Genomic DNA, 14,260 nt, shown 5'->3' on the forward strand with positions numbered 1-14,260 from the left:
CGGGGGATGCATTCATCCGGCAGTGCAATGCGTCCTTCCAGACGAACGATGCCGGCAATGTAAACAGCGTCTGACGATCCTTCCCCGGTCATACCGAAGACAGGAGTGTTGACGCATCCTCCCAGTGAAATCATTCCACCGGCAGTAAAGGTGCGCTGCAAATCTTAATGTTCATCTAAAAAGCCAGCAATAATCGCAGGGGCTGCTTAAATCTTGGCCGGGCGGCAGCAAGCGCACTCAGCTGATATAGCCCTTCTTCATCGCCTTGACGACAGCTTGCGTGCGATTGACCGCATCCAGCTTCTTGCTGACATGGTTGAGGTAGTGGTTGACCGTGTGTTCGGACAGGCCAAGTATCCCGGCAATCTCCGAACTCGTCTTGCCGGCGGCAGTCCAATTGAGACATTGGATTTCACGCTCCGACAGCGCAACGGGGGCACCCTTCCAGAACGAGCCGATTTCCGTCAGGCGGTTGTAGACATGGATAGCGATCATCTGCAGTTCCATCATCGCAGACATCGGCAGATCAGCACGCCGTCCCATCCAGATCACCGTGGCCCGGCTGCCATCGGCATCGTGAACCGGGAAATAATTAGCCTGCAAAATCCCGTGATCTCGCAACATGCCGATATACTCGTTCGTCTGCGGCAGGCGGCCACTCTCCTTCTCCCAATCGTCAAGCGTCAACTGGAACGGCGTCGTGGTTTCCCTCAGACGGCGGATGCCGGTCGAATGTTTCAGCAGCGAGATGCTGTCATATGTCGTGACCAGATCCGCCGGCATGTTGGACAGGATCGAGGCGCTGGAGAGCTTGTCCGCGTCGAAGGACGGAACCATGCAGACAAGAAACGCCTTGAAGCCGAAGGCCTGGGTGATCCTTTTCATGTAGCGGATCGCATCGAACTGGGTTTCCAGTGCTGCGATATCCGAGGCGAAATCTCCGCCGCGCGACTGCTCTTTTTCAATCGGTTCTGCCATCAACGTATCGCGCATTCACAAACTCCGCCGCACAGTTGAGTGCGTTGCCGGCCAAGCCCGTTGGGGCTTGCCCGATATTTCACCCTACGCATCATGCCGGTTTCCTGCTTGCATTCATAAACATTTCTCAATTGATCAATCCGGCACGTATCGCTTTTGCCACGGTCTGGACGCGATTGACAGAATCCAGTTTGCGGGTGGCGCGGCTGAGGTAGTGGTTGACGGTGTATTCCGACAGATCGAGGATCTTCGCCATTTCCGTGGTGGTCTTGCCCTCGGCCGCCCAGTGCAGGCATTCGACTTCGCGCCGCGACAGCACTGCGGGCATCGGCGCGCGGATATCCCTGAGTTCACTCAGCCGGCCGAACAGGTGAGCGGCCTTGTAGGTCAACTCCTTCAATTCGGCGGAATTGACCAGTTCGCGATTGCCGCCAAAAGCGATCGCGCCACAGGTGCCGTGCACATCGTGGACTGGGATATAGACGCCGCGCCGCAGGTTGACCCGCTCGAACAGGCTGAGGACTTCGCTTCCCCTGCCATCCGAGCGCCTCGGGGAATCAAGCGTGGTATCATAGGTGAAGGGAATGGTGCTCTTGCGCAGACGGGCGATGACCGGACTGCCTGCCATCATATTGGCCGCATCATAGTTGATCAGGAAATCCTTGGGCCAATTCGTCATGACCACCGTATCGGACAGGCTGGAGCAGGTTTTTGCCGGCACGACCATCACCAGAAAGCCGTGAAAGCCGTAGATATGCGAGACTGTTTCCAAAGCCTGCCGGACATCCGCTTCCCGCGTCATCGTCTCGGTCCCCCGTTGTTCCGCGGTAACCGTGCAGGGTGATAGATGTCCGCTGAAATCCACCATTTTCTACCTCTTCCAGGCCCGCACCCAAAGGATTCGGCGTCACGAAATCCGTTCCGCCGCGCCCCAGGCTTTCTTGCCGGTTTCAATCCCGGCAATCCCGTCTTCGAGGCGGGATTTCGAACGTCGGCAGGCACAGAATCTGATATATTAAAACTACAGGTCCGATTTCCCCACGTCCAGTCGATTCGCCATTCACCGTAAAGGCATTACCAAAGTCTAACGGCCAGGGCCAAGACGGATTTCGACGTCTTCGCTGATCGCCAGGGCCACTTGGCGAACAGGGCGTGCCCAGTTTTCCAATTGCTCCATCGTCACCCGATATGCCGGCCCCGTCACGGATATGCCGGCGACAAGATCGAACCCGGCATCATGGATCGGAGCGGCAACACAGCGGATTTCCGTTTCGTGTTCCTCACGATCAAAGGCATAACCCCGCAAACGGGCCTCGTCCAGATCATGCATCAAAGAGGCCACGGAAAGATGTGTATTGGCGGTAAAACGACGGAAAGTCAGCTGGCTCAGCGTGTCGGCGAGCCGGTCCGGCGGCAGCACGGACAGCGCCGCTTTCCCAAGGCCGGTGCAATAGACTGGAGAGGCATTGCCGATCTGCGATTGCATCCGCACCGTCTGGCGGCTCTCGACCTTGTCGACATAGATGATCTCAGTACCACGCAACACACCCAGATGAACCGTTTCGCCGGTTGCTTCATGCAGGCGCCGCAGATGCGGAGCGGCGACGGCGCGGAACTGGTTCTTCGACCAGGAACGGTAGGCAAACTTCAGCAATCGCAGGCCGGGCTCGTAGCAGAGATCACGCCCCTGCGTCAGCAATCCTTCTTCGACGAGATGGGAGAGCTGCCTGTGCAGGGTGCCACGCGGCTGGCCGGACAGGGCCAGAATATCGCTGAACCGCAGCGGCTGGTCCGACGTCACGACCGTCTCCAGCACGGAAAGAACCTTGCCCAGCGTGCCCGTCCCGCTATGGTGTGCAGAAGCCGAAGAAGACATATCCGTTTGGTCGCGTTCCATCATGCCTGTCCATTTGCCGCACGCCGGGGCATTGACTTGACAAGCCAACATCTCCAGCGCGATAATTCCAAATAATAAGATACCGTTCCAAATAATGGAACAGTTAACATGTAAAAGCAAGCATGCGTTGAGATGGCTTGCATCCGGGAGAGCACACAATCATGGCCTTGCCAGCCGCACAATTTCACGACCTGAAAGGGCGTGGCGTCCTGATCACCGGCGGCGGCTCGGGCATCGGGGCCGCTTTGGTCGAAGGCTTTGCGCGGCAGGGTGCGCGCGTTGCCTTTATCGACATTGCCGAATCGGAAAGCATCGCGCTGGTGGAACGGCTTGCCGCTGCGGTCGACCATGCCCCGGTTTTCATCCAGGCCGATCTGCGCGACATTGCCGCGATAAAGTCCGCCGTCGATCAGGCCGCTGCCGCAATGGGGTCGCTCAGTATTCTCATCAACAATGCCGCGCGCGACGACCGTCAACCGCTTGAGGACGTGACCGAAGCGAGCTGGGACGAGAGCCAGGCGGTCAATCTGCGCCATGTCTTCTTTGCCTGCCAGGCCGCCGCCCCGCATATGCGGCGGGCCGGTGGCGGCTCGATCATCAACTTCTCGTCGATCGCCTTCATGCTCAATATGGGTGATATCCCCGCTTATGCGACCGCCAAGGCGGGTATCGTCGGCCTGACCAAATCGCTGGCCGGCAAGCTCGGACCGGACACTATCCGCGTCAATGCGGTGCTGCCGGGCATGGTGGTGACCGAGCGACAGAAGAAGCTCTGGATAGACGATGCCGCGATTGCCGGCATGCTGGAAAAACAGTGCCTGAAGCACATGCTCGTCGCTGAAGACATGGTGGGGCCTTGTCTCTATCTCGCTTCCGACTGTTCGGCGCGCATGACGGCTCAGGCCATGATCATCGACGGAGGCGTATTTTAATGACGGCAGCATCCTATGCGGCAGTGGACTGGGGAACCTCGAGTTTCCGCCTGTGGGTCATCAGCGAAAGCGGGGAGATCCTTGCCGAACGCCGCAGCGGCGAAGGCATGACGACAGCCACCAAGACCGGTTTTTCCGCCATCCTCGAATCCCATCTTGCTGCTGTTGCAGCACCGCCGCATCTGCCGGTGATCGTCTGCGGCATGGCGGGTGCCCGCCAGGGCTGGGTCGAGGCAGGCTATCTCGATACGCCGGCTCCGCTCGGCGCCATCGTCAAGGCGGCCGTCACCGTGCCCGATACCAACCGGGATATCCGCATCCTGCCCGGCCTTGCCCAGCGCAACGAAGACGCGCCCGATGTGATCCGCGGCGAGGAAACCCAGCTGCTCGGCGCCATATCGCAACTCGGCAACGGCAGTCATCTGATCTGCATGCCGGGCACGCACAGCAAGTGGGTGCGCGTCACCGGCGGCATCGTCGATGGTTTCTCCACCTTCATGACCGGCGAACTGTTCGACGTCATCGCCAGGCACTCGATCCTCAGCCATGCCGTTGCCGATGCCGGCGCCTTTGCCAATGATGACCCGGCCTTTCTCGGTGCGGTTGCCAGGGCCGTCAAAACTCCAGCCCTTGCCACCAATCTGGTCTTTACGGTGCGCAGCGGCCAGTTGCTGCATGGGCTGTCTGCCAATGATGCCAAGGCCCGGCTGTCCGGAACCCTGATCGGCCTCGAAATTGCCGGCGCGCTGGCCACGGCAAAGCCCGGAAGCAGCGTTTGCCTCGTCGCGTCCGGAGCGCTTGCCGGTCTTTATCAATCGGCCCTGTCAGCGCTCGACCTTACCCCCGTGACCATCGATGCCGATGCCGCCGTTCGCCAGGGCCTCGCCGCCGCCGCCAACGCCATCTGGCCAGCCTGAAGCCACTCGCCTATTCAAAGAAAGAACAGTCATGACCCGCATCCCTTTCCCGCCGATGAAATATCCGCTGATCGCCATCCTGCGCGGTCTGAAGCCCGAGGAGACGCAGGGCGTGGTTGGCGCACTGCTCGAAGCCGGGTTTACCGCCATCGAGATTCCGCTCAATTCGCCTGATCCGTTCCGTTCGATCGAGACTGCCGTCAAGATGGCGCCCGCCAACTGCCTGATCGGCGCCGGGACTGTGTTAACCACCGAGCAGGTGGAAAAACTCGACGGCGTCGGGGGCAAGCTGATGGTCAGCCCGAATGTCGAGACCGACGTGATCGCGCTTGCGGCTGCCCGTGGCATGGTCACCATGCCCGGCGTGCTCACCCCCACCGAAGCGCTGGCCGCCGCCCATGCCGGCGCAACGGGTCTCAAATTCTTTCCCGCCAGCGTGCTTGGCCCGGCCGGTATCGCGGCGATCCGCACCATCCTGCCGCCGGACCTGGAAATCGCCGCCGTCGGCGGCGTCTCCGACACCAATTTCGGCGACTATGCCAAGATCGACATCAAGAGCTTCGGCCTCGGCTCGAGCCTGTACAAGGCCGGCATGAACGCTGCCGAGGTTGCGGAGCGCGCGCGGGTCACGATCAAGGCCTATGACGCAGTGTTCGGGGCCTGAGCATGAGCGAAACAGTTCCCTTTTCCGGCAGTATCCTCAGCGACCTGACACTCGAACTCGGCGAAGGCCCGACCTTCGATCCGGCCACCGGCATCGCCTGGTGGTTCAACATCAAGGGCCGCGAGCTGCATGAACTGCATCTGGAAAGTGGCCGCAAAACCCTGCATGCACTGCCCTTCATGGGCAGCGTGCTGGCGGTGATCGATCCTCTGCGCCAGTTGATCGCGTCGGATCGCGGCCTGTTCATCCGCGACAGCAAAAGCGGCGAACTGACGGCCTACGCAGCATTGGAAAGCAATCCGAACAACCGCTCCAACGATGGCCGCGTGCATCCGTCCGGCAGCATCTGGGTCAGCACCATGGGCCGCAAGGCCGAAAAGGAAGCCGGCGCGATCTATCATGTTGCCAAGGGTGTGGTGACCCGGCTTTACGGTGGCGTGAGCATTCCGAACGGCATCTGCTTTTCACCGGATGGCAGCATCGGCTATTTCGTCGATTCCGCCATCAATCACATCATGCGGGTCGATCTCGACCCGGCGACCGGTCTGCCGACCGGTGAGGCAACGGTCTTCAGCGACCAGAGCGGCAATCCCGGCGATGTCGACGGCTCTGTCTGCGACGCCGGCGGGCTGATCTGGAATGCGCGCTGGGGCCAGGGTGCCGTCGATGTCTACGCGCACGACGGTACACGGATTGCCCGCCACGCCGTCCCCGCCACCCAGTCCAGCTGCCCTGCGTTCATCGGCGCCAAGGCGGACCGCCTGCTGGTAACCTCCGCCTGGCAGGACATGGACGACGCAGCCCGCAAGGCCGATCCGAATGCCGGCAAGACGTTTGAACTCGGGCTTACCGTCAAGGGCCGTTTCGAACCGGTTTATCAGCTCTGAAGGCTGGGGGATGCTGCACAAAAGCCAAAACTGACAGACGAATGAAAAAGCAGGGTTCAATGCCCGGCTTTGTCATTCCGTAATTTATCGCCCCGCAAGTTCGCGCGGCTACGCATCAGCTATTCGCCACGGCGGATCTTTTCTGTTTGGCCCGGCAAAATAGAGCACTATCCGGTTGCCACCTGGGTCGAACAGCTCAGCCTCGCGCCAAAGCCAGCTCTTGTCTTCCGGTGGTCCAGAGAACGTCACACCGGACTGCATCAGACGACGCACCGTTTCGTCCAGATCGCCGCACTCAAAATAGACGGTCGTTCCGCTGCCAGTGTTTGCACCCTGATGCAGGGAAAACGTGCTGTCACCGTCCGGGCAGGCAAAGCGGACATAATGCGGTCGTGCATCAACGATCGGCTTCAGCCCGAGCGTTTGATAAAAGTGCCAACCGTCATGGAGATCCGGCATCGTGACTGTCACCTGGTTCAAACGCATCGCCCAATTCCCCTTCCGTTTTGCACGCAGCAGTTTTCGTTACATGCTTATATACCGAAAAGTTCCCTCGAAAATTGCATAATTTTTTGCGGAACCACTCATGGCCTGCCACGTTGTGTCTGCATCACCGGTGCGGCGGTAAGATTTTGGATGCCGCGCCTTGATCGACAAAAAGAACGAAAAGGTAGGTTCACAATGACCAAGAAACTCGTGACTTCCGTCGCTGCAGGTGCACTTTTTGCAGGCGTCACCATCTTCGCGCCAATGGGCTTTGCTCAGGAAACCACCCAGCCTTCGGCACAGCCGCCGGCCATGGAAACGCCGATGACCGGCGAACAGCCCGCCGACGCGATGAAGAAGCCGATGGACCAGGCAGCCGCAACTGCGCCTGCGTCTGGCGCCGGTTACCTGACCGAACAGGGGGCCGACCAGATCGCCGCCAGCACCTATATCGGCCAGTCCGTTTACAATGCGTCGGATGAAAGCATCGGCGAGATCAACGACGTGATCTTTACCAAGGACGGCTCGGTCGAAGCAGCCGTGATCGGCGTCGGCGGCTTCCTCGGTATCGGCGAAAAGAACGTTGCCGTTCCGCTCGATACGATCGCCGTCGCCGATGTGCCGAATTCCGACGACCTGAAGCTGACCACGGCGGAAACCGCCGATACGCTGAAGGCCGCACCGGAATTCAAGACCAAGTCGCAACAGGTTGCGGAAAAGAATGCCAATGCCCCGGTCGATACGACAACCACGTCGGCCACGGCACCGGCAACGGACGTGAAGCCGGCTGAATAAGCCTGCATCCAACCTATTAGTAATGGTTTGGATAGTTGGTAATACACAAAGGCGTCACCTTTTGGGGTGGCGCCTTTTTCATATTGAGGCTGCTGGTTCATGAGACGACATCCCCACCGTCTTCCTCGCCCTTGTGGCGGGAATCCAGTGGCGCCGCGTCTGTGGCGCTAAGACTCTTTTCACGCGACGGACGTCGCGTGGCTGGATTCCTGTGACAGGCACAGGAATGACAGAGGTGTTGCGGCTTGAGGCCCAAATTCGCCTCGGTAGTAAGGCACAAAAGCACCGCCGCGTTTCACTCAAAACAGCACCCCATACCTTAGAGCGTCATAAATTCCCGCATGGATATTGCGGCTGGCGACGGCGTCGCCGATGCGGAACAGGTCGAACTCTCCGTCGGGATTTCGCATCTTGATCGGGTTTTCCTGGCGGATCAGGGCTTTGTAATCCACCGCGCCAAGATTGCGCGACAGGGGTTTCAGCTCGAGATAGAGGCCGGCCATCGGCAGGGTGCCGTGCTCGACGACGACCTGGGCGACGCGGCGTTCGATCAAGGCATGCGCCGAATAGTCCGAGCCCAGCACCGCCACCAGCTGATTGCCCTCGCGGCGTACCGATTTCAGCCTTGTGTTGATGGTCACCCGCACATTCTTTTCCGCAAAGGCCTTGGCATAGGGCACATGGTTCATGCCGCCGATCTCCGGCGCGAACATGCGCTCGGGCGAGACGATCTCCAGCTCGGCACCGCTGGCCGCAATCATTTCCGCTGCCGTCATGCCGGTATGCGCACCATTGTCATCGTAAAGCAGGACCGGACCTTCGGGCTTGATGGCACCTGCGATGATATCCCAGCTGGACACCACCAGGTCGTCACCCGCCTCAAGCAGCGGATTTTGCGCGATGCCGCCGGTGGCGATGACGACCAGATCGGGTTTTCGCTCCAGAATATCGGTGGCTTCGGCAAAGACATTGTAATGGATGGGAACGCCGAGCCGCTCCAGCTCGGACAGGCGCCAGTCGACGATGCCGATCATTTCCTTGCGGCGCGGATTGCGGGCTGCCAGCAGAATCTGGCCTCCGGCCGCGCCGGTCGCCTCCAGAATTTCGACCGAATGGCCGCGCTCGGCCAGTACCCGGGCCGCCTCCAGCCCGGCGGGTCCGGCGCCGACCACGACCACCTTTCGCAGTGGCCCGCTTGTCTTGGAAATCACATGCGGGATGGCCGCCTCGCGGCCCGTCGCCGCATTGTGGATACAGAGCGCCCCGCCGCCCTCATAGATGCGATCGAGACAATAGGTGGCGCCGACGCAGGGGCGGATCTGGCTTTCGCGGCCCTCGATGATCTTCTTGACGATATGCGGATCGGCGATATGAGCCCGCGTCATGCCGACCATGTCGAGCTTGCCCTCGGCAATCGCATGCCGCGCGGTGGCGACATCGGCGATGCGGGCGGCGTGGAAAACGGGGAATTTCGTGGCCGCGCGAACGTCGCCGGCGAAATCCAAATGCGGCGATGCGGCCATGCCCTGAATCGGAATGACATTGGTCAGATGCGCATCATGATCGATATGACCGCGGATGATGTTGAGGAAATCGACCTTGCCGGAACCGGCCAGCCGCCTGGCGATCCCAACGCCCTCCTCCCGGGACAGGCCGATATCCCATTGCTCGTCCGCCACCATGCGGATGCCGACGATGAAATCCGGCCCGACGGCCTTGCGGACGGCATCGAGCACCATGTCGGAAAAGCGCATGCGGTTATCCAGCGAGCCGCCAAATTCGTCGTCGCGATGGTTGGTCGCTGGCGACCAGAAGCCGTCCATCAGATGGCCATAGGCTTCGAACTCGATGCCATCGAGCCCGGCCGCCTGCATGCGCTGGGCGGCACTGGCATAATCACCGACGATGCGCTCGATGTCCCAATCCTCGATCTCCTTGGGAAAGGCGCGGTGGGCGGCTTCGCGCACGGGCGACGGCGACAGCACCGGCAGCCAGTCACCCTTGTTCCAGCCGGTGCGGCGGCCAAGATGGGTGAGCTGGATCATCACGGCGGCGCCGTGCTCGTGACAGTCGTCGGCGATCTTCTTCAGCCACGGCACGATCTCATCGGAATAGGCATAGAGATTGCCAAAAGCGGGTGGTGAGTCTTCCGAGACGATCGCCGACCCGGCCGTCATGGTCAGCGCGATGCCGCCCTTGGCCTTTTCCACATGATAGAGCCGGTAGCGGTCCTTCGGCATGCCGTCTTCGGAATAGGCCGGCTCATGCGAGGTCGACATGATCCGGTTTTTCAGCGTCAGATGCTTGAGCTGGTAGGGCTGGAGAAGCGGGTCTTTTGTGTCGATCATGATCTCGGGGCTCAATTTACAAATGTCATGCTGTCATACCCCTCACCAGCGCGCCCAAGCACTCAGCTTCGCTTCGTGCGGGCTTGCTATCCTCTCCCGCAAGGGGAAAGGGAAAACTGAGGCGCCCTGCGCAGACCTTCCTCTCCCCTTGCGGGAGAGGATACGAAGGCCGCGAGAGGCGAAGCCGATCGCTTGGCCGAAGTTGGTGAGGGGTGAACCCTCCCTCCCCTCAATACCAGGCATCCGCCATGCTGTTCTTGCGTTTCGTCATATACTCCGTCAACGCCTCGTCGATTGCCACGTCCAGAGGCGGCGCTTCGTATTCGGCCAGCGTCTTTTTCCAGCGTTTGTTGGCGCGCGCCGCCATGTCGGTGGAGCCGCCCTCCTCGCTCCACTTCTCGAACGGCTCGTTGTCGGACAGGCCTGAATCCCAGAATGCCGTCTGGTAGTTGCGCATCGTGTGGTCACAGCCGAGAAAATGGCTGCCGGGGCCGACCTGCAGGAAGGCATCCATGGCGAGCGTATTGTCGTCCACCACCACGCCTGCGAGGTAGGAATGCAGCGCGCCGCAGAAATCCGTATCCATCACGAATTTCTCGTAGGACATGGCGAGCAGCCCATCGAGGAAGCCAGCGGAATGCAGGATGAAATTGGCGCCGCAATGCACGGCAGACAGCATCGACATGACGCCTTCCTGCATCGCCTGCCCATCCGGCAGCTTCGAATTGGAGAAATTGCCGGCGCAGCGCAGCGGCAGTTTCAGCCGCCGGGCGAGCTGGCCGATGACCATCGAGCCGATCGCCGGCTCCGGCGTACCGAAGGTGGGAGAGCCCGAGCGCAGCGACATCGACGAGAGGAAATTTCCAAAAATCACCGGCGCACCCTTGCGTTCCAGCTGCGTCAGCGCACAGCCGGCCAGCGTCTCGGCATAGGATTGGGCGATGGCCCCGGCATTGGTGACCGGACCCATGGCACCGCCGAGAATGAACGGGACGATGACCGCCGCCTGGTTGGCGCGGGCATAGGCGCGCAGCGATCTGGTCATGGTGCCGTCCCAGACCAGCGGCGAGTTGACGTTGACATTGCCGAGGATGACACAGTTGCGATCAACGAAATCGCGGCCGAAGACGATCCGCGCCATATCGATTGAATCTTCCGCCCGGTCCTCTGCGGTAATCGAGCCCATGAAGGCGCGGTCGGAATATTTGATATGGCTATAGACCATGTCGAGATGGCGCTTGTTGACGGGCACGTCGACCGGCTCGCAGATCGTGCCGCCGGAATGATGCAGCCACGGGCTCGACTGGGCCAGCTTGATGAAGTTGCGGAAATCCTCCAGGGTGCCGTAGCGGCGGCCGTTGTCGAGGTCCATGACGAAGGGCGAACCGTAAGCCGGGGAAAAGACGACGTTCCTGCCGCCGATCTCAACATTATGAGCGGGATTGCGGGCATGCTGGGTGAACTGGGCCGGTGCAGTCGAGACGATCTCGTGCAGCATGCCCGGCTCAAAGCGCACCAGCAGACCATCGACCTTGGCCCCTGCCCGCTTCCAGTGATCCAGCGAGGCCGGATCGTCGCGAAACTCGATGCCGACTTCGCTGAGGATGCGGTCGGCGACGCGTTCGATCTTCTGGAGGTTGTCTTCGCTGAGGATATCGTAGGTCGGGATGTTGCGGGCGATATAGGGAATGCCGACGATCTTCGCCGCATTGTCACGCCGGGCCGTGCGGGCGGGCCGTGCGCGTCTTGCCGGATCTGCTTCAGTAGCCAAGAGCGTTTCCATATGATGCCTCCCCTTTTCCTAATCGAGGCTAATCGTGAAAAAGCCCAGTGTAACGCTGGAAAAATTGGAGGCATGATATAAGCTCACCTTATGGAAACTCTTCGCCGCCTGCTGCCCTCTGCCTCCAGCCTGATCGTCTTCGAGGCGGCCGGAAGGCATCAGAATTTCACCCGCGCCGCCAATGAGCTGGCGATGACGCAGGCCGCCGTCTCCTATGCCATTCGCGGGCTGGAAGAGCAGCTCGGCGTGCCGCTGTTTCACCGGGTGCATCGGGCCGTGCAATTGACCGAAGCGGGCGAAAAATTCCATGCCGACGTCTCGCTCGGCCTGTCGCGCATCCAGAAATCCGCCGAGGAAATCCGCGCCAAACGCCGCGAGACCAATGTGACGCTTGCCGCTTCGACCGCCTTTGCCTCGATGTGGATGCTGCCGCGGCTGACGAAACTACGCGAGGACCTGCCCGAGATCGACCTGCGCATCCAGACCAGCGTGCGCGATCTGGACCTTGAGGAAGAGCCGATCCCGCTAGCCGTCCGCGGCGGTGGTGATCCGGTCCACTGGCCACGCTATCATACGGCACTTTTGGCGCCCGAGGTGATCTGCGCGGTCGCATCGCCCGCCTTCGTCGAAGCCAACGGCATGCCGCAGCGGCCGGCTGACCTTTTGAAACATCCGTTGATCCACCTGGAGGAGCCGGTGAGGCAGGCTTACAGCTGGCAGGAATGGTTTGCCAGCGCCGGCGTGTCCTATCCCGCCAAGGCGCGGCGGCTGACGTTGAACGATTATGTCCTGGTGATCCAGGCGGTGCTGGCCGGCGAAGGGATTGCGCTTGGATGGAACCATCTGATCGAACGGCAGGTCCGCTCAGGCGCGCTCGTTCCGGTGGGCAATCATGTGCTGAAGACGGATCTGGCCTTCTACGTCGTCTGGCCGCGTTCGCGCGAGCTCAATCTCCAGGCACGCCGGGTGCGCGACTGGCTTCTGGAGGAAGGAACGCCGGGAGCGGGAGAGTTGAGCGAAAAATCTCAGACCGCGACGGAGAGCGCCGGGCCGGCTTCGTGATAATTCTCGGCGAGATAACGCAGGGTGGTGACGGAATCGGCCGGCTTTCCGTAGAAATAGCCCTGCCCCATGCCGCAGCCGAGCCCCTTCAGTTTCAAGGCTTCCGAGAAATCCTCGATGCCTTCGGCAACGACTTCGAGGTTGAGGCCATCGCACATGGCGATGATCGCCTTGACGATATGTTCGGATGCCCGGTCGGCGGAAATGCGCGAGACGAAGGCACGGTCGACCTTGACCTTGTCGAAGGAGAAATCTCTCAAACGCCCGAGGCTCGACTGGCCCGTACCGAAATCGTCGAGCGAAATGCGAACACCGGCGGCGCGAAGTTCGGTGACGATCTTTTGCGCCACGTCCGCATCGGTCATCACGGCGGTCTCGGTGATTTCCAGTTCCAGCCGGCGCGGATCAAGGCCGACCTGCCGGATGATCGACAGGACATTGGTGCTGGTCGATGGGTCCATCAGTTGGGCCGAAGACAGATTGAAGGATAAAAACAGTTCCTTCGGCCAGAGCAGCGCGGTCTCGGCCGCCTTGCGCAGCAGCGTTTCCGACAGGGAATCGATGAAGCCGCGCTCTTCGGCGAGCGGCACGAAAACGGCCGGCGAGACATAACCGAGATCAGGATCGCACCAGCGGGCGAGCGCCTCGAAACCGACCACCGTGTCGTTTTTCAGGCTGACGATCGGCTGGAAATGGACATCGACCTCATCGGCGATGATGGCATTGCGCAGCGCCTGTTCGAGCTGCGTCGCGCGCTTCATCTCCTGGGCGATTTCCTGGGAATAGACGGTGATCTGCCCACGGCCGCGCCGCTTGGAGCGATAGAGCGCCGTGTCGGCGCTTTTCAGCAGGTCCTCGAATTCCTCGCCGGCGAAGGGATAAACGGCAAAACCGAAGGAGGCGGACAGGCGGACATTGCGCTCGCCGAGATCGAAAGGGGCCGAGAGCACTTCTTTCAGCATATGGCCGATCTTTTCGGCGGCCTTGCGCTCGAACACCAGCGGCAACACGAAGGCGAACTCGTCGCCGCCGGCGCGGATCACGGTGGCGCCATCCGGCACGCAGGCAAGCAGCCGGTTGGCCACCTGGCAGAGGATTTCATCACCGGCCTCCGGGCCGAAGAGATCGTTGATCGGCTTGAACCCGTCAAGATTGGCAAGGCCGATCGTGAACGGCGCGGGATCACTGGCGCGATCGGCAGCGATTTCGCGCACCTTGTCGCGCAATCTGTAGGAATTGCCCAATCCAGTCAGCGGATCGGTGTAGGCCATTGCATGCAAATCGTTCCGGCTGATGTGCTGAGACGGTGTTTCAGCAGAATTCATAAACGCATTCCCAGGATTGGATTCAAGGCAGTGTCAGGAACAGACGATGGGCATGGAGGGTTAAGATTTCGAAAGCGCCCCTTCCTCTCTTTCCGCATGCTTCTCCCTAATTCTAGGGAGTTGACATGAATAGGGTTCAAACCTGTGCTCTTGCTTGCCTTTTCTGGGCGTTTCATCGCCATTCGG

The 14,260-nt window shown here is 60.6% G+C and carries 13 protein-coding genes; 6 read left to right on the top strand and 7 right to left on the bottom strand.

Annotated elements, in window-relative coordinates; all coding sequences use genetic code 11:
- Positions 1-237: 237 nt before the first annotated feature.
- From ACP7E6_RS06515 to ACP7E6_RS06525, 3 genes are all read right to left on the bottom strand, one after another.
- Positions 238-993, bottom strand: coding sequence for a LuxR family transcriptional regulator (locus tag ACP7E6_RS06515; protein WP_426228921.1), 756 nt, complete (start codon positions 991-993; stop codon positions 238-240).
- Between the two features lie 112 nt (positions 994-1,105).
- Positions 1,106-1,846 (bottom strand): helix-turn-helix transcriptional regulator, encoded by a 741-nt coding sequence (locus tag ACP7E6_RS06520; RefSeq protein ID WP_426228922.1) that lies wholly within the window; start codon positions 1,844-1,846, stop codon positions 1,106-1,108.
- Positions 1,847-2,062: 216 nt separating this feature from the next.
- Positions 2,063-2,878, bottom strand: coding sequence for an IclR family transcriptional regulator (locus tag ACP7E6_RS06525; RefSeq protein WP_426229430.1), 816 nt, complete (start codon positions 2,876-2,878; stop codon positions 2,063-2,065).
- A gap of 158 nt (positions 2,879-3,036) precedes the next feature.
- Here ACP7E6_RS06525 and ACP7E6_RS06530 point away from each other — a divergent pair, with 158 nt between their 5' ends.
- From ACP7E6_RS06530 to ACP7E6_RS06545, 4 genes are read left to right on the top strand one after another with little or no spacing between them, the layout of a single operon-like run.
- Entirely contained in the window at positions 3,037-3,807 is a 771-nt protein-coding gene (locus ACP7E6_RS06530) for an SDR family NAD(P)-dependent oxidoreductase (protein WP_426228923.1), read from the top strand.
- On the top strand, positions 3,807-4,724 hold the full coding sequence (locus tag ACP7E6_RS06535) for a 2-dehydro-3-deoxygalactonokinase (protein ID WP_426228924.1): 918 nt from the start codon (positions 3,807-3,809) through the stop codon (positions 4,722-4,724). The genes ACP7E6_RS06530 and ACP7E6_RS06535 overlap by 1 nt, the downstream gene beginning before the upstream one ends.
- A gap of 31 nt (positions 4,725-4,755) precedes the next feature.
- Positions 4,756-5,388, top strand: a complete 633-nt coding sequence (locus ACP7E6_RS06540) for a 2-dehydro-3-deoxy-6-phosphogalactonate aldolase (RefSeq protein WP_426228925.1) — start codon at positions 4,756-4,758, stop codon at positions 5,386-5,388.
- Positions 5,389-5,390: 2 nt separating this feature from the next.
- Positions 5,391-6,275: an SMP-30/gluconolactonase/LRE family protein gene (locus ACP7E6_RS06545; protein WP_426228926.1), complete on the top strand. Its 885-nt coding sequence runs from the start codon at positions 5,391-5,393 to the stop codon at positions 6,273-6,275.
- A 108-nt stretch (positions 6,276-6,383) separates the two neighbouring features.
- On the opposite strand, the gene ACP7E6_RS06550 is transcribed toward ACP7E6_RS06545, so the two are convergent.
- Entirely contained in the window at positions 6,384-6,761 is a 378-nt protein-coding gene (locus ACP7E6_RS06550) for a VOC family protein (RefSeq protein WP_426228927.1), read from the bottom strand.
- Between the two features lie 195 nt (positions 6,762-6,956).
- Here ACP7E6_RS06550 and ACP7E6_RS06555 point away from each other — a divergent pair, with 195 nt between their 5' ends.
- Positions 6,957-7,556: a PRC-barrel domain-containing protein gene (locus tag ACP7E6_RS06555; protein ID WP_426228928.1), complete on the top strand. Its 600-nt coding sequence runs from the start codon at positions 6,957-6,959 to the stop codon at positions 7,554-7,556.
- 299 nt (positions 7,557-7,855) lie between these two features.
- Here ACP7E6_RS06555 and ACP7E6_RS06560 read toward each other — a convergent pair whose 3' ends face one another.
- Positions 7,856-9,904: an FAD-dependent oxidoreductase gene (locus ACP7E6_RS06560; protein ID WP_426228929.1), complete on the bottom strand. Its 2,049-nt coding sequence runs from the start codon at positions 9,902-9,904 to the stop codon at positions 7,856-7,858.
- A 229-nt stretch (positions 9,905-10,133) separates the two neighbouring features.
- Entirely contained in the window at positions 10,134-11,687 is a 1,554-nt protein-coding gene (locus ACP7E6_RS06565) for a trimethylamine methyltransferase family protein (protein WP_426228930.1), read from the bottom strand.
- 90 nt (positions 11,688-11,777) lie between these two features.
- Here ACP7E6_RS06565 and ACP7E6_RS06570 point away from each other — a divergent pair, with 90 nt between their 5' ends.
- Positions 11,778-12,749 carry a LysR substrate-binding domain-containing protein gene (locus ACP7E6_RS06570; RefSeq protein ID WP_426228931.1) on the top strand — a complete coding sequence of 324 codons (972 nt, stop codon included), beginning with the start codon at positions 11,778-11,780 and terminating at the stop codon, positions 12,747-12,749.
- Here ACP7E6_RS06570 and ACP7E6_RS06575 read toward each other — a convergent pair.
- A complete protein-coding gene (locus ACP7E6_RS06575; protein WP_426228932.1) occupies positions 12,713-14,074 on the bottom strand; it encodes a putative bifunctional diguanylate cyclase/phosphodiesterase in 1,362 nt (453 codons plus the stop codon). The genes ACP7E6_RS06570 and ACP7E6_RS06575 overlap by 37 nt on opposite strands.
- Between the last annotated feature and the right edge of the window lie 186 nt (positions 14,075-14,260).

Origin of the sequence: Pararhizobium sp. DWP3-4 (assembly GCF_049898205.1) — a bacterium.
GTDB lineage: Bacteria > Pseudomonadota > Alphaproteobacteria > Rhizobiales > Rhizobiaceae > Pararhizobium.